This window comes from Arthrobacter sp. ISL-85, assembly GCF_018613675.1.
Lineage (GTDB): Bacteria > Actinomycetota > Actinomycetes > Actinomycetales > Micrococcaceae > Arthrobacter.
Map to the genome: position 1 here is coordinate 20,048 of NZ_JAGGPQ010000020.1, position 18,986 is coordinate 39,033.

Here is an 18,986-nt window from a genome sequence, read left to right on the forward strand (position 1 = left end):
GCCCGATGCCAACCCCGCCGTGAACGCTCTCCACTCTTGAACCCCAAACTTAAGGAAACGCACCATGGCTAAAGTTGCCGCTGAACTGAAGTACTCCGCCGAGCACGAATGGATCGCCGCTGACGGCTCCGGCCCGTCCGTGGTGGGCGTGTCCGCTGTTGCCGCCGAGGCGCTGGGCGACATTGTGTACGTGGACCTGCCCGAGGTTGGCTCCACGGTGACCGCAGGCGAGACCTGTGGCGAAATCGAGTCCACGAAGTCCGTCTCCGACCTCTACTCCCCCGTGACGGGCGAGGTTACGGAAGTCAATGACGGCGCAATCAGCGACCCCGCGGTAATCAACAACGATCCCTACGGCGCCGGCTGGCTCTTCAAGGTCACTGTCAGCGAAGAGGGCCCGCTGCTGTCCGCACAGGAATACGCCGAAGCAAACGGCGGCGAACTGTGAGCGGCGCTTCTTCCGCTACGGGCACCGTGGCCTTCGAGCAGGTGGTCTCCCCCAGCCTGAACGCAGACCTGTCTGCCCTGGACCCCGAGATCGCGGCAAAGATCGACGACGAACTGGGACGCCAGCGCGACGGCCTGGAAATGATCGCGTCGGAGAACCACACCGCCGCCGCAGTCATGCAGGCGCAGGGCTCGGTGCTGACCAACAAGTACGCCGAGGGCTACCCCGGCAAGCGCTACTACGGCGGCTGCCAGCACGTGGACGTGATCGAGCAGCTGGCCATCGACCGGGTCAAGGCCCTGTTCGGCGCGGAGTTCGCCAACGTCCAGCCGCACTCCGGCGCGCAGGCCAACGCCTCGGTGATGCACGCGCTGATCAAGCCCGGCGACACCATCATGGGCCTGAACCTGGCCCACGGCGGCCACCTGACGCACGGGATGCGGATTAACTTCTCCGGCAAGCTCTACAACGTGGTCCCGTACCAGGTCCGCGAAGACACCCACACCATCGACATGGCCGAGGTGGAACGGCTCGCCCAGGAGCACAAGCCGCAGCTGATCGTTGCCGGCTGGTCGGCCTACGCCCGCCAGCTGGACTTCGCTGAGTTCCGCCGGATTGCCGACGCCGTGGGTGCCTACCTCATGGTGGACATGGCGCACTTTGCCGGGCTCGTGGCCGCAGGCCTGCACCCCTCCCCGGTCCCGCACGCCCACGTGGTCACCTCCACCACGCACAAGACCCTCGCGGGTCCGCGCGGCGGCATCATCCTCTCCAACGACGCCGGCATCGCCAAGAAGATCAACTCGGCCGTGTTCCCGGGCCAGCAGGGCGGCCCACTGGAGCACGTCATCGCCGGCAAGGCCGTGGCGTTCAAGATCGCTGCGTCCGAGGAGTTCCGCGAGCGGCAGGAGCGCGTTTTGGCCGGTGCCCGCATCCTGGCCGAGCGCCTGGTCCAGCCGGACGTGACGGCCAAGGGAATTTCCGTGATCTCCGGCGGCACGGACGTGCACCTGGTCCTGGTGGACCTGCGCAACTGCGAACTCGATGGGCAGCAGGCGGAAGACCGGCTTGCCGCGATCGACATCACCGTCAACCGCAACGCCGTTCCCTTCGACCCGCGTCCGCCGATGGTCACCTCGGGTCTGCGCATCGGCACCCCCGCCTTGGCCACCCGCGGCTTCGGCGAAGATGCCTTCCGCGAGGTTGCAGACATCATCGCTGAAGCATTGATCGCCGACGCCGACGCGGACCTTTCCGGCCTTCGTCACCGCGTCGAGGCACTGGCTTTGGCGCACCCGCTATACCCAGGTCTGGCACCCCTGTCCTAAGTCCCGTGCCCGCCGTGGGCCCGGCGGGCCCGGCATCCTCCGCGTGCTCCGTGGCTGGCCCCGGGACCGGCGGACCGGGCATTTTCACGCGTGCTGCTCCTTCGTCGCTTTGACGCACGCTTTCGAAAAGTCCGGCTCCGCCGTCCCCTCGTGGGCAAGTCGCCTCGGTGACGTACCTGCGGAGTGGGCGGGGCATCCGGCAGCGGGCGTCTAAGGGAGCGTCACGTCCGCTCAGCGGGCGTCTTCGCGACCGAGCCCGCAGAGGATGTCCTGCCCGCTCCACCCCCAACCACCTGTCTAGTTAGGAACCGTTCGCATGGCTGTTGGCGTTTTTGATCTTTTTTCGATCGGTATTGGGCCTTCGAGCTCTCATACTGTGGGGCCGATGCGGGCTGCTGCTGTGTTTGCTGAGGAGCTGACGGTGTCCGGGAAGCTGGCGGATGTTGCCTCGTTGCGGGTGGATTTGTATGGGTCGTTGGCCGCGACGGGGCATGGGCACGGGACGATGACTGCGGTCCTGTTGGGGTTGGAGGGGTTTCATCCGGAGCTGATCCTCCCGGAGCAGGTGGAGGAGCGGCTGGCCAGCATCGCGGAGACCGGGACCCTGAATCTGGCAGGTACTGTCCCGCTGCGGTATGGGGTGGGCGATATGGTGCTGCGGCCCTTGACGGTGTTGCCGCGGCACACGAACGGGATGACGTTCACCGTCACCGACGCCGGCGGGAATGTGCTGCACGCGGCGACGTTCTTCTCGGTCGGTGGCGGGTTCATTGTCCGGGAGGGTGAGGAGGACGCGGCGCAGCAGGAACTGGACGCCTCCAAAGAGGTACTGCCGCACCCGTTCCGGACCGCCGCGGAACTGCTGGAGCACTGCGCGGTGACCGGGCTGGGCATCGCGGACGTGATGCTGGTCAACGAGAAAGCCTCCCGGTCCGGGGAGGAGATCCGGGCGGGTTTGCTGCAGATCTGGTCCGTGATGGAGAACTGCGTGGCCGCCTCGCTGAAGCGTGAGGGGGTGCTGCCGGGCGGGTTGAAGGTCCGCCGCCGCGCCCCGGACTGGTACGAGCGGCTGCAGAAGGAGTGCGCGGACGGCCGGGACGAGGACCCGGACGCTCCCTGGGACGCTGGCCCGTTCGACCCGAGGTATTGGCAGGAGTGGGTTAACTTGGTGGCGTTGGCGGTGAACGAGGAGAACGCCTCCGGCGGCCGGGTGGTCACCGCCCCCACGAACGGGGCGGCCGGGATCATCCCGGCGGTGCTGTTCTACGCCCTGCACTTCGCCCCGGGCATGGACCAGGCCAGCCAGGCCGACCGGGAGGCCGTGGTGGTCAGGTTCCTCCTCGCCGCGGGCGCCGTGGGGGTGCTGTATAAGGAACAGGCCTCGATTTCCGGGGCCGAGGTGGGCTGCCAGGGCGAAGTCGGGTCGGCGTCCTCGATGGCCGCCGCGGGCCTGGCCGAGGTCATGGGCGGCACCCCCGCGCAGGTGGAGAACGCCGCGGAGATCGCGATGGAACACAACCTGGGCCTGACCTGTGACCCGATCGGCGGACTGGTCCAGGTCCCCTGCATCGAACGGAACGCGATCGCCGCCGCCAAGGCCATCAACGCCGCGAAAATGGCGCTCTGGGGCGACGGCACCCACCGCGTCTCCCTGGACGAAGTCATCATCACCATGCGCGAAACCGGCAAGGACATGTCCTCCAAATACAAGGAAACCGCCATGGGCGGCCTCGCCGTCAACGTCGTCGAATGCTGACACCCAGCACGCCCCGATTCCCCACGAAAACAAAGGAAACACGATCATGACCCTGGCACCTGAAGGCCGGAAGATGCTGCGGATCGAGCAGCGCAACGCTGCGGTCCCGGTGGAGCGCAAGCCGGAGTGGATCAAGGCCAAGGTCCAAATGGGCCCGGAGTTCGTCGGCCTGAAGAACCTGGTGAAGAAGGAAGGCCTGCACACCGTCTGCGAGGAGGCCGGCTGCCCCAACATCTTCGAATGCTGGGAAGACAAGGAAGCCACCTTCCTGATCGGCGGCTCCGAATGCACCCGCCGCTGCGACTTCTGCCAGATCGACACCGGCAAACCCTCCCCCGTGGACATGTTCGAACCCACCAAGGTGGCCCGCTCCGTCCAGTCCATGGCCCTCCGCTACGCCACCGTCACCGGCGTGGCCCGTGACGACCTCGAAGACGAAGGCGTCTGGCTCTACGCTGAAACCGTCCGCAAAATCCACGAACTGAACCCCGGCACCGGCGTGGAACTGCTCATCCCCGACTTCTCCGGCAACCCCGGCCACATCCAGGCGATCTGCGACTCCAAGCCCGAAGTCTTCGCCCACAACGTCGAAACCGTCCCCCGGATCTTCAAGAGGATCCGCCCCGCGTTCCGCTACGAACGCTCCCTGGACGTCATCACCCAGGGCCGGAACCTGGGCATGGTCACCAAGTCCAACCTCATCCTGGGCATGGGCGAAACCCGCGAGGAAATCTCCGAAGCCCTCCGCGACCTGCACGCCGCCGGGTGCGACCTGATCACCATCACCCAATACCTCCGCCCGTCCGAACGGCACCTGCCCGTGGACCGCTGGGTCAAACCCCAGGAATTCGTGGACCTCCAGCACGAAGCCGAAGACATCGGCTTCCTCGGCGTCATGTCCGGCCCCCTGGTCCGCTCCTCCTACCGCGCCGGCCGCCTCTGGGCCACCGCCATGCGAAAAAAAGGTCGCGACATCCCCGCCGAACTCGCCCACATCGCCGACGGCATCCAGGACTCCGGCACCACCCGCCAGGAAGCCAGCACCCTCCTCGCAGGCTAACCCGGACGAAGCTTTAGCTGTGGCCGCGCACCACGGGTATGCTCGCCGTCGGCAATCCGCTGGGGAACACCGTGGGCTCGGGCTCCACGACGGGCTCCAGCGGCACCCGCGCAGGGTCGTTGCCCACCATCAAGCGCTGGCCGCGGACGTCCACCTCAAGCGGCTCCCCGTCCTGGACCGTCAGTGTGATGGAACCGGCTTCAAGCTGGACCAGCAGCAGGCGGCCCCGGATCTTCAGGTGGAAGGTCAGCCCCTCCCACTCGGAGGGCAGGCGTGGATCAAAGTACGGGAGCGGGCCCTGGTCGCGCATTCCCGCGAACCCGCACACCAGCGAACTCCACACTCCCCCGGTAGAGGCAATGTGCACGCCGTCGATGGTGTTGCCGTGCGTGTCGTCCATGTCGATCAACACGGCGTTGGTGAAGTGCTCCAGGGCTTCCCTCGAATAGCCCACTTCCGCCGCCATGATGCCCTGCACGCAGGTGGAGAGGGTGGAGTCGCCCGTGGTAATGGGATCGTAGAAGTCGAAGGCGCGCTGCTTTTCCTGGGCCGTGAAGTCCTGCCACTGCAGGAACATGGCCAGGACCGTGTCCGCCTGCTTGAGGACCTGGTGGCGGTAGATCACCAGGGGGTGGAAGTGCAGGAGCAGCGGGTACTTGGACCGCGGCGTGGTCCAGTCCCAGGCCTCCAGGGTCATAAAGTCGTTGTCCTGGGAGTGCACCTGCATCCGGTCATCGAACGGCAGCTGCATGCGCTTGGCGGCAGCCTCCCACAGCTGGCGCTCCTCCTGGGTGATGCCGGCATGCTCAAGCGCCGCGGCTGCGCGGAGGTTGAAGCGGGCCATGACGTTGGTATACAGGTTGTCATTCACCACTGCCGTGTACTCATCAGGGCCGGTGACGCCATGGATATGGAACAACCCGTCCTTGCCGAAAAAGCCCAGGGAGATCCACATCCGGGCGGTTTCGATCAGCAGTTCAGCGCCCATTCCATCCCGGAACGCCGCATCGCCGGTGGCCCAGAGGTACCTGTTGGTGGCAAAGGCAATCGCGGCCGCGATGTGGAACTGGGCCGTACCGGCGGCGTAGTAGGCGCTTGCCTCAAGCCCGTTGATGGTGCGCCACGGGAAGAGGGCGCCGTCAACGCTCAGTTCCTTGGCCCGGATCCTGGCCTCCGGAAGCATGCCGTGGCGGAACTCCAGGACGTGCCGGGCGCCGTCGGGATTGGTGTAGGTCAGGTACGGCAGCAGGTACACCTCCTGGTCCCAGAAGTAGTGCCCCTCGTAGCCAGATCCCGTCACGCCCTTGGCGGGAATGCCGGCAACATCGGCGCGCGCCGTGGCCTGGGCCAGCTGGAACAGGTTCCAGCGGATGGCCTGCTGAAGCCCGGGCCGGCCGCCCGCAACCACGATGTCCGAAGTGGCCCAATATCCGCGGTAGTGGGCCATGCTCTCGGCAAAGATGTCATTCACCGGGCGGAGGGCTTCCTCGGCCACGGCCGCGGCATCCACGTCCGGGTCCTGGATGGTGCGGCCGGCCGCGTAGCTGACGCTTTTTTCCAGTCGGAACGGATCGTCGGCTTCAACTGCAAGGACATACCGGACGGTGCTGTCGTCCTGGTCCACCACCGTTTCGAACGGCTGGTGCCCGGCGGAGGTCCAGTGGTCCACCGCGATGCCCACCCGCTGCTTGGACTCCGCCGCCTCCCAGGACAGCCGCAGCGAGCCGTCGCCGCCGTCGAGCCGCACGGGGAGCAGCACCCGCCCTGCGTGCCGGCCGGCCCGGCGGGGATCGTGCACTGAATGGTCTTCCACCGGCTGGTCCTGGCGGTTGATGACTGCGGAGGTGACGTCCAGGGAGATTTGCCGGTCCGCAGCCACCTCCAGTGAGATGCCGAGGCTGCCACGGGATTCGTAGCCAACCGCCCGGCGTTCAGTGGTGGTCACCGTGGCGCCGGACCGGCACTGCCAGCTGATCCGGCATTCGTAGATCCCGGTGGAGAAGTCCACGGCCCGCCGGTAGTCAATGACCTCCGATTCGGCGAGACTGAGGCTTTCGCCGTCCACCACCACCGTGAAGTTGTTGGCGTCCGGGATGTAGAGGATGCGCTGGCCCGTCCGGGCAAACCCAAAGGCGTTCTCGGCGTGCTTGATGTCCCAGATTTCGTGCAGGCCGTTGATGAAGCTGCCCGGCAGTTCGGCATCGGCCGCCGCCCAGTGGGCGCCCCGGATGCCCAGGTGCCCGTTTCCCAGGGCAAACAGGGTCTCCAGGGTTCCAGCGCCATCGGTTTCGTAGCGCGATTCAACGAGCTGCCAGGGAGTGTCGGGGAACCGTTCGCGGTCCGCGGTAATCAATGCCATGGTTGGGGTCCTTTTGGCCTTGCTGTACTGCCGGGCTGGCCGGCACAGATTATTCGGGGGAAGGGCGGTACTGGGATGGGGTGCTGCCGGGGAAGCAGCAGGGTTGCCCGGGGAAGGCAACCGGCGTTTTTTGATGCACGGGTTTAGGGAATGAGTTCCTGAAGGTCGTTGACCACCAGCGTGGCTCCCGCGTCGATCAGCGCCTGCCGCCCGGCTCCTCTGTCCACCCCGATGACGGAATGGAACGATCCCGCGTGTCCGGCCTGCACTCCTGACACTGCGTCCTCCACCACCACGCACTCCGGGCTGGAGAGGTCCAGCAGTTTGGCCGCGTATTCGTAGGTGGCCGGGTTGGGCTTGCCGGGCAGGCCCTGCTCCGCGGCCACCACCCCGTCCACCACCACTGCGAAGTGAGGGCTGAGTCCAGCGGCTTCCAGGACAGCGGGGGCGTTGCGGGAGGATGAGACGACGGCGACCTTGAGACCGCGCTCCAGCGCGGCGTCGAGGAAGCGCACCGAGCCTGGGAAGGGTTCGACGCCGGCACTCACGATCTCATTGAAGATCGCGTTCTTCCGGTTGCCCAGGCCCTGGACAGTTTCGTGCGCGGGGAGATCGTCCAGCGGGCCTTCCGGCAGCGTGAGCCCCCGGGAAGCCAGGAAGTCGCGTACCCCGTCAAAGCGGGGCTTGCCGTCGATGTGGTCGAAGTAGTCGCTTTCCCGGTATCCGGGTACATCCGGGCGGGAGGACAAATACCCGTCGAACAGTTCCTGCCACGCACGCTCGTGCACGGTAGCAGTGGGCGTCAAGACCCCGTCCAGGTCGAACAGGATTGCTTTGGCGCCGGTCCAGTCGGCGGCCTCAGCTGCAGTTTCCAGTGTCATCGGCAGTGCGGTGTCCTTTCGGTTGGTGGACAGCCGGCCCTGCCGGGCAGCCTGAAGGAGGGTTCTGCTGCTCTTCATGCGCGCAGCATCACTTCCTTGTCCGCCCACTGCAGGACCGATCATGGCCTAGACGAGTGTAAGCGCTTGCAAATTTCGCTGGCAACTGTTTTTTCGCACCCACGGCCGGCGGCGGCTACACGTTCAGCGCAGCACGTAGTGGCGCAGGAAGGCGCTGACGTCCACCATCTCGGTTTTGGACATGGCGTGCCCCATTCCCGGATACGTACGGGCCGTCAGCCGCGTGTTCTGTTCCAGCCATTCCGCGGTGTAGTCCACTGCGTCCTCATTGATCACCAGGTCCGCCTTGTCCCGGCCCCAGAAGAAAGGCGGTTTCACTGCAAAGGAATCCGTCACTGAGAGGAGTTCGTTGTTGAGTACGAATCCGGACAGCCCCACAACGGCCTTGTAGTCATCGGGGTGCAGCCGCAGGAGCGTGCTGGCCATCGCCATGCCTTGGGAGTACCCCATCAGGGTCACGCTGCTGTGCTGGCCCTGGACGGAGCTGATCCATGCCCGCACCGCGTTGGCGGCCGAAATGACATCCGCGAAGTCGTTGGCCAGGAAGTAGTCCAGCAGGAACCAGCCCCAGCTGTCGCCGATGGGCATCGGAGCCCGTAGTGCGGCGAAGGTGAACTCCGGCGGCAGGTACTCGAAGAGGCGCACCATCCGGGACTCGTCCGTACCGTATCCATGCATCATCACCAGCAAGGGAGTGCCGGCACGCTGGTCTTCCGGTTTGGACCAAACAACTGTTTCCACTGGTCAAGCCTACCGACGGAAGCACGCCGCCCCGGCGGAATGATTGAATCCGGAATCACTGGGAGGTAGCGTGACGCTTGACAGACAGCAGGCTTAGCTTTTGGCAGTGCAGGCACCACCCTTCCGTAATGCCCTACCAGGGCCGCGCAGGACGCGGCCATAAGGAGCAAGTCATGAGAATCGGCTCATCAATCTTCCTCATCGCCCTTGGGGCCATCCTTGCCTGGGCGGTTGCTCCCGGGCTGATCCCCTTCGTAGACCAGCAGTTGGTGGGCTACATCCTGATGGCCGTGGGCGTGATCGGATTGATCGCTTCACTCATCCTGGCCTCCCCCGGCCGCAGCCGCCGGGTGAGCGAGTCCCGCTCCGTCATCGATCCCAACACCGGCGAGCGCATCACCCGCCACGAAAGCCGCGACGGCGGCATCTAACCCAACCAGGACCAGGGCGGCGGCCCTGGGTAACCACTGAACCCGACGAGCCGGGCTGGAGCGTACATGCATTCCAGCCCGGCTTTTTCGTGCATCCGCCGGGACCCTCGCAGACGATCTTGTTTCATGTGGGTTTCCATTGACAAACCAACAGAAGCAAAGATAAAGTCAAGTAACTCAACATTGATGTGATGCCTGTCACGCCAAGCCGGACGGCTGGCCAGGCTCACACCTACAGCAGGACCTACGCAACGGAGGGTACGTGTTCGCCGAAGAGCGCCAGCAACAGATTGCCGAGCTTGTAGCCGGCAGCGGCCGGGTCAGTGTGACCCTGCTGGCTGAGCGCTTCCGCATCACCACCGAAACGGTGCGCCGGGACCTCGCTGCCCTCGAAAACGCCGGTACCGTGCGGCGTGTCCACGGCGGTGCCGTTGCGGCCGACCGCTTCAGCACCACCGAGGAAAGCGTCACAGAACGGGCCATCCAGCGGCCGGACCAAAAGATCCGGATCGCTGAAGCCGCGCTTGCCTTGATTCCCCGGAACTCATCCGCCAGCGTCCTGATGGATGGTGGTACCACCACCGAGGTGCTTGCCGACCTCCTGGGCCGCCGCACCGCCGTCGAGCCTTCCGACGGAACGGACCCCCAGCACGAACTGGTGGTGATCACCCACGCAGTACCCATCGCCAGCAAACTCTCCAACGTTCCCGGCATTGCCCTGCAAATCCTGGGCGGGCGGGTTCGCGGCCTCACCCAGGTGGCTGTGGGACAGGCGACGGTGAACGCTGCCGCCCGGATCCGCCCTGACATCGCGTTCATCGGGACCAACGGCATCCACGCCACCTTTGGCGTCAGCACTCCCGATCCTGAAGAAGCCGCCGTCAAGGCAGCCTTCGTCCAGTCGGCACGCCGCATTGTGGTGCTGGCCGACTCCTCCAAGCTGGACACGGAAACCCTGGTCCAGTTCGCCTCCCTGAAAGATCTGGACACCTTGATCACAGACAGTGAACCCGGGCCTGAACTCGCAGCCGCCCTGGAAGATGCCGGCGTGGACGTGGTGGTCGCATGATCGTCACCTTCACGGCCAACCCCAGCCTTGACCGCACCGTTGCCCTCCCCGGCCCACTGGAACGTGGCGAGGTGCAGCGCGCCGTCTCCGTCCGCCAGGAGTCCGGCGGCAAGGGCGTCAACGTCTCGCGCGCACTGGTGGCCTCCGGACTGGAGTCCCTTGCCGTCCTCCCCGGCGCGGACAGCGATCCCGTCCTGGCCGGCCTGCGCGAAAGTGCGGTTCCCTTCGTTTCGTTTCCCATCGATGAGCCGCTGCGCACCAATGTGGCGCTCACCGAGCCCGGCGGCGTGACCACAAAAATCAACGAACCCGGGCCCGTCCTTGCCGCGGACCAGCAGGAAGCCCTCATCAAGCTGCTGCTGGAAAGCTCCCGCGGCGCCAGCTGGGTGGTCCTGGCGGGCTCGTTGCCGCCGGGGTTCCCGGAGAACTTCTACGCCACGGTGGCCCGGCGGATCCGGCAGGCGGGCAACGGCACAGCGCCGCTGATCGCCGTCGACTCCTCCGGGGCGCCCCTCGCCGCTGCCCTGACCGACGACCGGACCGCCGGCGCCGGAATGCCCGACGACGGCACAGGCATTAGCGGAACAACCACGGGTTCCGGGAAACCGGACCTCCTCAAGCCCAACGCCGAGGAACTGGCTGAACTGGCCGCAGCCGCCGGTTTTACCCCGGCCTCCGGTGACGAGCTGGAAGCGGACCCGGCAGCCGCCGCAGCCGCCGCAGCCGCCGTCGTACGTTCCGGTGTGGGTGCTGTGCTGGCAACTCTCGGTTCCAAGGGAGCTGTCCTCGTCACGGCCGACGGCGCGTGGCTGGCCACGCACCCGCCGGTCGCCGCGGTCAGCACGGTAGGCGCGGGCGACTCCGCACTTGCCGGCTACCTGCTTGCCCATGGCCGGGGCGCCGCCCCGGCCGACTGCCTTCGTCAAGCGGTGGCCCATGGTGCCGCCGCTGCCGCGCTGCCGGGTTCCACTGTTCCGGCAGTACACCAAACCACCCCGGATGCCGTAACCATCACGGCCCTTCGAAAGGATTGACAGTGACCCAGCTCATCACCACGGACCTGGTCGAGCTCGACCAGAACCTGGGCAACGCCCCCGAGACGGTGATCCGGCATCTGGCAAGCAAGGTAGCTGCCGCCGGACGCGCAACAGAAGTTGAAGGCCTTTTCGCGGACGCCTACGCCCGCGAGCAGAAGACCGCCACGGGCATCCCCGGCGGCATCGCCATCCCGCACTGCCGCTCCGCCGCCGTCACCGTACCTACGCTGGCCATGGCACGGCTGAACCCGAAGGTTGACTTCGGCGCCAAGGACGGCCCGGCGGACCTGGTGTTCTTCATCGCCGCTCCAGACGGGGCGGACCAGGAACACCTGAAGCTGCTGTCCAAGCTGGCCCGGTCCCTGATCAAAAAGGACTTCACCGCGGCCCTCCGCAACGCCTCTTCCCAGGCCGAGATCGTGGAGCTCGTGGACGGCGCCCTGGCGGACAAGCCGGCCTCACACGCCGCTGCGGCTCCGGTTGATGCAGTCCCGGTAGGCGCCGGAGTCGGCGCAGCGGGTGCCGCCGCCTCCGCAGGTGCCCCGTCAGGGGCTTCGGCAGCTGCTTCGGCAGGTTCCGCCGGCCGCGGACCCAAGCGCCTGGTGGCCGTGACCGCATGCCCCACCGGTATCGCCCACACCTACATGGCCGCCGACTCGCTCGTGGCAGCTGCCAAGGAAGTGGGCGTGGACCTGCAGGTGGAGACCCAGGGTTCCTCCGGCGCCAAGGCACTGGACCCCGCCGTCATCGCAGCGGCGGACGCCGTGATTTTCGCCGTGGACGTGGACGTGCGCGGCAAGGAGCGCTTTGCCGGCAAGCCGGTCATCAACGCCCCGGTCAAGCGCGGCATCGATGAGCCGGACAAGATGGTGCAGGAAGCCCTCGCCGCAGCGGACAACCCCCATGCCCGCCGGGTCCCGCATTTCGGCGCTGAGGAACAGGCTGAGCACGAGGCTGAGGAAAAGGGCGAGCACATCGGCCAGAAGCTCAAGAAGGCCCTGCTCACCGGTGTCAGCTACATGATTCCGTTCGTCGCCGGCGGTGGCCTGCTGATCGCGCTCGGCTTCCTCATGGGCGGCTACCTGATCACCAAGTACGCGGACACGATTGTTGTCCAGAACAGCCTGTTCAACCTGCCCACCCAGTTCCCGGACAACGCCTGGGGCCCGCTGGGCGCCTACCTCGGCGCGGTGCTGTTCAAGATCGGCGCATTGTCGCTTGGCTTCCTGGTTCCGGCCCTGGCCGGCTACATCGCATACGCGATCGCTGACCGTCCGGGCATCGCCCCCGGTTTCGTCGCCGGTGCCGTGGCCGGATTCATGGGCGCAGGCTTCCTGGGCGGCATCGTCGGCGGCCTGCTGGCCGGCTACATCGCCCACGTGGTGGGCCGCCTGCAGGTGGCACGCTGGCTTCGTGGCCTGATGCCCGTGGTGATCATCCCGCTGCTGGCCTCGCTGGTGGCGTCCGGCCTGATGTTCCTGATCCTCGGCGGCCCCATCGTCGCCATCACCAACGGCCTCAACTCCTGGCTGTCCGGACTCACCGGGGCAGGCGCAATCGCCCTCGGCGTGATCCTGGGCCTGATGATGTGCTTCGACCTCGGCGGCCCGGTCAACAAGGTTGCCTACTCCTTCGCCGTCGCCGGCCTGGGTGCCGCCACCATCGACAACCAGGCACCGTGGCAGATCATGGCAGCCGTCATGGCCTCGGGCATGGTTCCGCCGCTTGCCATGGCGCTGGCCTCCACCGTCCTGAACAAGAAGCTCTTCAGCCTCGCTGAGCAGGAAAACGGCAAGGCAGCCTGGCTGCTGGGAGCCTCCTTCATCTCCGAAGGTGCCATCCCCTTCGCCGCAGCCGATCCGCTGCGCGTCATCCCCGCCAGCATGCTGGGTGGGGCGGTGACCGGGGCCATCTCAATGGCTGCCGGCGTCGGTTCCAAGGCACCGCACGGCGGACTTTTCGTCTTCTTCGCCATCGACAACTTCCTGATGTTCGTTGTTTCGATCGCCGTCGGAACGGTAATTACCGCCCTCTCGGTCATCGCCCTCAAGCGCTGGGCAGTCAAGAAGACCGTTGATACGGTTGAACCGGTTCCCGTAACCGTCTGAGCCGGTTTAGCCACAGACCTTCCCGGCGCTGAACCATCAGCACGCCGAAAGACAAAGGAGCAAAAATGCCAGAACGCACAGCAACCGTTGCCAGCCGCGTGGGCCTGCACGCCCGTCCCGCCGCTATCTTTGCCGAGGCAGCCGGGGAGTTCGACCTGGACATCACCATCGCCCGTGAAGGCGAGCCGGCGGACGAGGCCATGGACGCTGCCAGCATCCTGTCCCTCATGAGCCTGGGGGCCTCACACGGTGACGTAGTGGTCCTGCGTGCAGAAGGGGCCGGTGCGGACGACGCGCTGGAGCGGCTCGTGCAGATCCTCGAAACGGACCACGACGCCGAGTAGCACCCCGGCTGCCTGACAGCAGCACAGCGAGCCGGCCGCCGTCGGGCTTTCCCTCATCAGGGGAACGTCCGACGGCGGCCGCTTGGCTTTAAGCGCCATGTCCACCAACCAAGGGTGCCGGCAGGGTCAGCCGCGCTCGGCGAGCGCCTTCACGTCTGCCAGGAGCTTGTCCCACATACCCTTCGAGTGCGCCGCGGCTTCCTCGCTGGGGTTGTTGTCCTGCGCCAGCGACAGCCGGGTGGCGCCGCCCTGGTCCTCGAGCGTCCATTCGAGCGTGTGGTAGTTCTCGGGTTTGTCTTCCTGGCCGGACAACGGGCTGAAGTGGGTGTGCACCAGTTTCCGTCCCGGTTCAACCGCGAGGATCCGGCCTTTGTCCTGGTAGGTCTTTCCCTCCCATTCGCCCTGCCATGTGATGGGGCTTCCGACGTTCCAGTCCGTCTCCAGCGTGGTCCCGAACATGAACTCCCGCACGGCCGACGGGTCCGTGATCACCTCCCACACGCGTTCCGGACGGGCGTTAATGGCGGTGGTGGAGGTTGCCACATGGTTTGCCGGCATGGTTCAGGCCTTCCTCGCCGTGAAGAGCAGGTACTCCCATTCCATCTGGAACGGGGTATCGCCGTGGGCATCGCCGAAAGAATCTGCAAGATCCGTGAGGGCCTTGTCGAGGGCCTTGACCTTGTCCTGGTCCTCGCCGAGGAATTTGTAGACGGAGATGAGGGGCCCGTAGTGGGACTTGAAATACCTGACGAAGTCCGCAGGCTGATGGAAGCTGCTGACGGCAAGGTTCTGCCTGCGCGTCTGGATGCCGGTGACCCTGTCACCCAACAGTTCACGGACGTGCTCCTCGCTGCCCCAGAGCGGCGACGGCTGCGCGCCCGGCGGGGGCGGCGGGGCAAAAGGCTTCATGGCAGCAAACATCTGTCCGACGAATCCCTCCGGCGTCCAGCAAAGCAAGCCGATCGAGCCTCCGGGTTTGCAGACCCGGAGCAGTTCGTCGGCGGCCGCCTGGTGGTGGGGCGCGAACATCACGCCAATGCAGGACATCACCGCGTCGAACTCCGCGTCACCGAACGGCAGCGCTTCCGCGTCACCTTCCTGCCACTCCAGGCTCACACCCCGGTTGGCCGCCTCCTTGCGACCCGCCTCGAAAAGTTCGGGGGTGAGATCACTGGCCACCACTTTGGCGCCCATCATGGCCGCCGGGATTGCCGCATTCCCGGTTCCTGCCGCCACGTCCAGCACCCGTTGGCGGGGCCGGATGCCGCTGGCCTCCACCAGGACCGCGCCCAGTTCCAGGAGCATCTCGTCCGCGAGGGCAGGGTAGTCCCCTGACGCCCACATGGCGCGGTGCTTCTTCTTAAGCTCGCGGTCCGACTCCACTGCATCGGTTTGCTGGCTCATGTCCGTGCCCCTCTACGTGTCCGGTCCAAATGGGTGACAGCACGCTGTTGGCACAGCGGAGGCCGTGATGCGACTCATTGTGGACGCGATGGGGGCTGCTGTAAAGGCAGGACTGCCCGCGGACACGCCGGCCGCGGCGCCCTACTGTTGTTTCGCTTGCGTCGCCCTGCCAGGGCGCAACGGCGGGTCAGGCAGGCTTGCGCGTCCTGGTGGTCTTGGCTGCGGGCTTTTCGGCGGTCTTGGTTCCCGCATCCTTTGTGGCCGTGGACTTTGCTGCAGCGGACTTGGATGCCGTGGATTTGGCGGAAGTTGAGGTGGACTTCGCGGCCGAATTGGCGGGAGGCTTTGCATCGTCCGTCCCGGTCTTGGCGGCGGTCTTCGAGGCTGCCCCCCTGGTGCCGGAGGCTTTGCGTGCCGGTTTGGCAGCCTCGGTTTCGTCGTCACCGGCGTCCGCTTCGTCGTCGGACGCTCCGCCTGCGGAAGCAGCCTCGCCGCCGCCGCGTTTCCTGTCCAGGCTCCGTTTGAGCGCCTCCATGAGGTCGATGACTTCTCCCTTGCCGCCCTCGCCCGCTTCGACGCCGAAGGTTTCCTCCGTGTCCAGCGATTCGCCCTGCTCGAGCTTGGCCTCAATCAGCTGGCGGAGCTGCACCTGGTACTCATCCGTAAAGGAGGTGGGGTCGAAATCGGCGGCCATGGATTCCACCAGCGCCGCTGACATGTCGCGTTCCTGGGCGGAGATCTTGATGGCAGCGTCAAGGGACGGAAAGTTCGCCTCGCGCACCTCATCGGGCCAGAGGAGTGACTGCAGCACCAGGACGTCGTCCTTGATCCGGAGGGCACCCAGCCGGGTCTTCTCCCGCAGTGCGAACTGGACGACGGCCACCCGGTCCGTATCCTCCAGCGCCCGGCGCAGCAGCACATAGGCCTTGGGTGACTTCGAATCCGGCTCCAGGTAGTAGCTTTTTTCGAACATCATGGGTTCAAGCTGCTCTGACGGGACAAACTGCACCACTTCGATCTCGTGGCTGTTCTCCGCGGGAATGGACTTGAGCTCATCCTTGGACAGCACGACGGTGCGGCCGTCCTCCTCGAACGCCTTCTCGATGTCCGAGTAGTCCACCACCTCGCCGCACACCTCGCACCGGCGCTGGTAGCGGATCCTGCCGCCGTCGGCATTGTGGACCTGGTGCAGACTGATGTCATGATCCTCAGTGGCGCTGTAGACCTTAACGGGCACGTTGACCAGCCCGAACGCGATGGCACCTTTCCAGATGGCTCTCATCCCTACAGTCAACATCAGACCGGGCCGGAGGTGAAGACCCGTGGCAAGTAGCAGGGAACGTGTCCGGGTTGCAGGACGCGAGCTGACGCTCACCAATCTGGACAAGATCATCTATCCCGAGGCCGGCACCACCAAGGCGGATGTGTTGGCCTACTACGCAGCGGTGGCCCACGTCCTGATTCCGGCCGCGGCCAACCGTCCTGCCACGCGCAAGCGGTGGGTTAATGGGGTGGGCACCGCTGACCGGCCGGGTGAGGTGTTCTTCCAGAAGGACCTGGAGGATTCAGCTCCCGGCTGGCTGCCGCGGGCGGCGATCACGCACAAAGACCGGACCATTCACTATCCAATGGTCAACGACGCCGCCACGCTGGCCTGGTTCGGCCAGATCAATTCACTGGAAATCCACGTGCCGCAGTGGCGGGTGGATCCGCACGGCCACCAGCTCAATCCGGACCGGCTGGTATTGGACCTGGACCCGGGAGACGGAGCTGGCCTGCCGGAATGCCGCGAGGTGGCCCTCCTGGCCCGGTCCATCCTGCAGGACGTGGGCCTGGACCCGGTCCCGGTGACCAGCGGAAGCAAAGGCATCCACCTCTACGCGGCCCTGGACGGGACCCAGACCTCGGACCAAATCTCCGCCTTCGCCCGGGAGCTGGCCCGCGCCCTCGAGGCGGACCACCCGGACCTCGCCGTCAGCGACATGAAGAAGTCGCTGCGCAAGGGCAAGGTGTTGGTGGACTGGAGCCAGAACAATGCTGCGAAAACCACGGTGGTCCCGTACTCGCTCCGCGGCCGGCCCACGCCCATGGTCGCCGCACCGCGGACATGGCGGGAAATCGAGTCCCCCGAACTCAGGCATCTGGACTACCAGGAAGTACTGCGGCGGGTGCTGGACGGCGCGGACCCGTTCGCCGCCGTCGTGAACGCTGCGGCAAGCGCGGCGGACGGTGGGGCGGACGGCAGCCCCGAGCAGGAGCACGACGTCGACCCCCGCCTCGGCAAGTACCGCTCCATGCGCGACCCCGGCGAAACACCGGAGCCGTTCGCGGGCATTCCGGCCGGCGGCAACAGCTTTGTCATCCAGGAGCACCACGCCAGCCGCCTGCATTACGACCTACGGCTGGAACATGAGGGGGTCCTGGCGTCCTGGGCCCTGCCCAAAGGCGTCCCGGAGTCCGGGGGCAAGAACCACCTGGCTGTCCAGACCGAGGACCATCCCATGGACTACCTCACCTTCCACGGGACCATTCCCAAGGGGCAGTACGGCGCAGGCGTCATGACCATTTGGGACACCGGCACCTACGAGCTGCATAAGTGGATCAACGGCAAGGAAGTCATCGTCACCCTGACGGGGTCGGAAGGCGGCGGCCTGGGCGGCAGCAGGAAGGTGGCACTCATCCACACCGGCCGCGGGCAGGGCAAGGAAGCTGAGGGGCAATGGCTCATCCACCTGATGGACCAGGAACATCCAGGCGGACGACGGCGGCCCACGGCTCCGTTGGCACCGGCAGCACAGGCGGATGACCCGGAAGAGGACGACGGAGCACCCGGGCAACAAGCGGGCGGTAAGCAAGTGGCCGAACCCAGCGCCGACATTGCCAGCGATCGCGACCCAGGCCCCGACCCCGACCCCGACCCGCTGGAGTACCGGCCTATGATGGCCACCGCCGGGAGCACTGCCGATCTGCGGGGCAGCACGTGGCAGTACGAGCTCAAGTGGGACGGCGTCCGCGCCCTCCTGGTGGCGGACCGGGAGAAGGTCCGGATCTTCTCCCGCAACGGCAACGACGTCAGCAGGACCTACCCCGAGTTCACGGACCGGGGCTGCTGGCCGGAGCAGCCGTTCGTGGCTGATGGTGAGATTATCGCCGTCGGGCCCGGTGGAAGGCCTGACTTCGGCCTGCTGCAGGGGCGGATGAAACTTACCCGTGCGGCCGACGTCGCCAAGGCCCGCACCTCGATCCCGGTCCAGCTGATGCTGTTCGACCTCCTCTTCGACGACGGAAAGGACCTCCGGCGCCTGCCGCTCAGTAAGCGGCGGGAGCGACTGGAGGGTTTTTTCCAACCGTCCGGCTGCCCGGCGGACCTGTCCATGGTGCTCGCGGAGCGGGTGGAACTCCTCCTCGAAAGCGTGCAGGAGCTTGGCCTTGAAGGGGTGATGGCCAAGAGGACGGACAGCCGCTACGTGAGCGGCCAGCGGACCCGGACCTGGATCAAACTCAAGACCGAACAGACCCAGGAAGTGGTGGTAGGCGGCTGGCGGCCGGGTAAAGGAGGCCGCCAGGACACGGTGGGATCGCTGCTGGTGGGCATTCCCGACGGCGGCAAGCTCCAGTATGTGGGCCGCGTCGGCTCCGGTTTCAGCGCCCGGGAACTCACGGAACTCCGGCAGACGGTTGAACGCCTTGGCCGGAAGACCTCACCATTCCATGACGTCCCGCGCCCCGATTCCGCCGATGCCCACTGGGTGTCACCCGAACTGGTGGGCGAAGTGACCTACAGCGAGTGGACGGGGCCGGGCAGGCTCAGGCATCCGCGGTGGCGGGGCTGGCGTGTGGACAAGGACCCGTCGGAGGTGGTCCGGGAAGGCTGAACCCCGCAGGGCCGCCGCCAGTTCGACGCGCGCGCGAATCCATGACGCGCAAATTACCTGACGCCCC

16 protein-coding genes are annotated in these 18,986 nt (G+C 66.3%); 10 read left to right on the forward strand and 6 right to left on the reverse strand.

The features are described from left to right. Positions 1-64 precede the first annotated feature (64 nt). From gcvH to lipA, 4 genes are all read left to right on the forward strand, one after another. On the forward strand, positions 65-448 hold the full coding sequence (gcvH, locus tag J7I84_RS15690; RefSeq protein ID WP_214945478.1) for a glycine cleavage system protein GcvH: 384 nt from the start codon (positions 65-67) through the stop codon (positions 446-448). Beyond that, positions 445-1,776 carry a serine hydroxymethyltransferase gene (glyA, locus tag J7I84_RS15695; RefSeq protein WP_311381152.1) on the forward strand — a complete coding sequence of 444 codons (1,332 nt, stop codon included), beginning with the start codon at positions 445-447 and terminating at the stop codon, positions 1,774-1,776. The genes gcvH and glyA overlap by 4 nt, the downstream gene beginning before the upstream one ends. Before the next feature lie 316 nt (positions 1,777-2,092). After that, positions 2,093-3,532, forward strand: coding sequence for an L-serine ammonia-lyase (locus tag J7I84_RS15700; RefSeq protein ID WP_214945479.1), 1,440 nt, complete (start codon positions 2,093-2,095; stop codon positions 3,530-3,532). A 46-nt stretch (positions 3,533-3,578) separates the two neighbouring features. Continuing rightward, a complete protein-coding gene (gene lipA / locus J7I84_RS15705) occupies positions 3,579-4,592 on the forward strand; it encodes a lipoyl synthase (RefSeq protein ID WP_214945480.1) in 1,014 nt (337 codons plus the stop codon). Positions 4,593-4,605: 13 nt separating this feature from the next. Here lipA and J7I84_RS15710 read toward each other — a convergent pair whose 3' ends face one another. The 3 genes from J7I84_RS15710 to J7I84_RS15720 form a co-directional block, all read right to left on the reverse strand. Next, complete coding sequence (locus J7I84_RS15710; RefSeq protein WP_214945481.1) at positions 4,606-6,951, reverse strand: glycoside hydrolase family 65 protein; 2,346 nt, start codon at positions 6,949-6,951, stop codon at positions 4,606-4,608. 143 nt (positions 6,952-7,094) lie between these two features. Next, complete coding sequence (locus J7I84_RS15715; RefSeq protein ID WP_214945611.1) at positions 7,095-7,832, reverse strand: HAD family phosphatase; 738 nt, start codon at positions 7,830-7,832, stop codon at positions 7,095-7,097. Positions 7,833-8,033: 201 nt separating this feature from the next. After that, the gene (locus J7I84_RS15720; RefSeq protein ID WP_214945482.1) at positions 8,034-8,651 is read right to left on the reverse strand and encodes an alpha/beta hydrolase; all 618 of its coding nucleotides are present in this window, start codon (positions 8,649-8,651) and stop codon (positions 8,034-8,036) included. Between the two features lie 173 nt (positions 8,652-8,824). On the opposite strand from J7I84_RS15720, the gene J7I84_RS15725 reads away from it, so the two are divergent. The 5 genes from J7I84_RS15725 (at position 8,825) to J7I84_RS15745 (ending at position 13,640) form a co-directional block, all read left to right on the forward strand. Next, entirely contained in the window at positions 8,825-9,082 is a 258-nt protein-coding gene (locus J7I84_RS15725; RefSeq protein WP_141158415.1) for a DUF6458 family protein, read from the forward strand. A gap of 262 nt (positions 9,083-9,344) precedes the next feature. Continuing rightward, positions 9,345-10,151 carry a DeoR/GlpR family DNA-binding transcription regulator gene (locus J7I84_RS15730; RefSeq protein ID WP_214945483.1) on the forward strand — a complete coding sequence of 269 codons (807 nt, stop codon included), beginning with the start codon at positions 9,345-9,347 and terminating at the stop codon, positions 10,149-10,151. After that, a complete protein-coding gene (locus tag J7I84_RS15735; protein WP_214945484.1) occupies positions 10,148-11,185 on the forward strand; it encodes a 1-phosphofructokinase family hexose kinase in 1,038 nt (345 codons plus the stop codon). Before J7I84_RS15730 ends, J7I84_RS15735 begins: the two co-directional genes overlap by 4 nt. A gap of 2 nt (positions 11,186-11,187) precedes the next feature. Beyond that, entirely contained in the window at positions 11,188-13,296 is a 2,109-nt protein-coding gene (locus J7I84_RS15740) for a fructose-specific PTS transporter subunit EIIC (protein WP_214945485.1), read from the forward strand. Positions 13,297-13,361: 65 nt separating this feature from the next. Next, on the forward strand, positions 13,362-13,640 hold the full coding sequence (locus J7I84_RS15745) for an HPr family phosphocarrier protein (protein WP_015935750.1): 279 nt from the start codon (positions 13,362-13,364) through the stop codon (positions 13,638-13,640). A 126-nt stretch (positions 13,641-13,766) separates the two neighbouring features. Here the strand turns inward: J7I84_RS15745 and J7I84_RS15750 are convergent, their stop codons facing one another. The 3 genes from J7I84_RS15750 to J7I84_RS15760 all read right to left on the reverse strand — a co-directional run bounded on the left by J7I84_RS15750 (position 13,767) and on the right by J7I84_RS15760 (position 16,326). Next, the gene (locus J7I84_RS15750) at positions 13,767-14,198 is read right to left on the reverse strand and encodes an SRPBCC domain-containing protein (RefSeq protein ID WP_214945486.1); all 432 of its coding nucleotides are present in this window, start codon (positions 14,196-14,198) and stop codon (positions 13,767-13,769) included. Between the two features lie 3 nt (positions 14,199-14,201). Beyond that, positions 14,202-15,044 (reverse strand): class I SAM-dependent methyltransferase, encoded by an 843-nt coding sequence (locus J7I84_RS15755; protein ID WP_214945487.1) that lies wholly within the window; start codon positions 15,042-15,044, stop codon positions 14,202-14,204. A gap of 187 nt (positions 15,045-15,231) precedes the next feature. After that, positions 15,232-16,326: a Ku protein gene (locus J7I84_RS15760; RefSeq protein ID WP_214945488.1), complete on the reverse strand. Its 1,095-nt coding sequence runs from the start codon at positions 16,324-16,326 to the stop codon at positions 15,232-15,234. 40 nt (positions 16,327-16,366) lie between these two features. Between J7I84_RS15760 and J7I84_RS15765 the strand changes: the two genes are divergently transcribed. Further along, positions 16,367-18,919, forward strand: a complete 2,553-nt coding sequence (locus tag J7I84_RS15765; RefSeq protein ID WP_214945489.1) for an ATP-dependent DNA ligase — start codon at positions 16,367-16,369, stop codon at positions 18,917-18,919. Positions 18,920-18,986 lie beyond the last annotated feature (67 nt).

Bases quoted from the DNA above. Each gene is read 5' to 3' on its own strand.
- gcvH (WP_214945478.1), top strand. From the start codon at position 65: ATGGCTAAAGTTGCCGCTGAACTGAAGTACTCCGCCGAGCACGAATGG.
- J7I84_RS15700 (WP_214945479.1), top strand. From the start codon at position 2,093: ATGGCTGTTGGCGTTTTTGATCTTTTTTCGATCGGTATTGGGCCTTCG.
- lipA (WP_214945480.1), top strand. From the start codon at position 3,579: ATGACCCTGGCACCTGAAGGCCGGAAGATGCTGCGGATCGAGCAGCGC.
- J7I84_RS15710 (WP_214945481.1), bottom strand. From the start codon at position 6,951: ATGGCATTGATTACCGCGGACCGCGAACGGTTCCCCGACACTCCCTGG.
- J7I84_RS15715 (WP_214945611.1), bottom strand. From the start codon at position 7,832: ATGACACTGGAAACTGCAGCTGAGGCCGCCGACTGGACCGGCGCCAAA.
- J7I84_RS15725 (WP_141158415.1), top strand. From the start codon at position 8,825: ATGAGAATCGGCTCATCAATCTTCCTCATCGCCCTTGGGGCCATCCTT.
- J7I84_RS15735 (WP_214945484.1), top strand. From the start codon at position 10,148: ATGATCGTCACCTTCACGGCCAACCCCAGCCTTGACCGCACCGTTGCC.
- J7I84_RS15745 (WP_015935750.1), top strand. From the start codon at position 13,362: ATGCCAGAACGCACAGCAACCGTTGCCAGCCGCGTGGGCCTGCACGCC.
- J7I84_RS15750 (WP_214945486.1), bottom strand. From the start codon at position 14,198: ATGCCGGCAAACCATGTGGCAACCTCCACCACCGCCATTAACGCCCGT.
- J7I84_RS15755 (WP_214945487.1), bottom strand. From the start codon at position 15,044: ATGAGCCAGCAAACCGATGCAGTGGAGTCGGACCGCGAGCTTAAGAAG.
- J7I84_RS15760 (WP_214945488.1), bottom strand. From the start codon at position 16,326: ATGAGAGCCATCTGGAAAGGTGCCATCGCGTTCGGGCTGGTCAACGTG.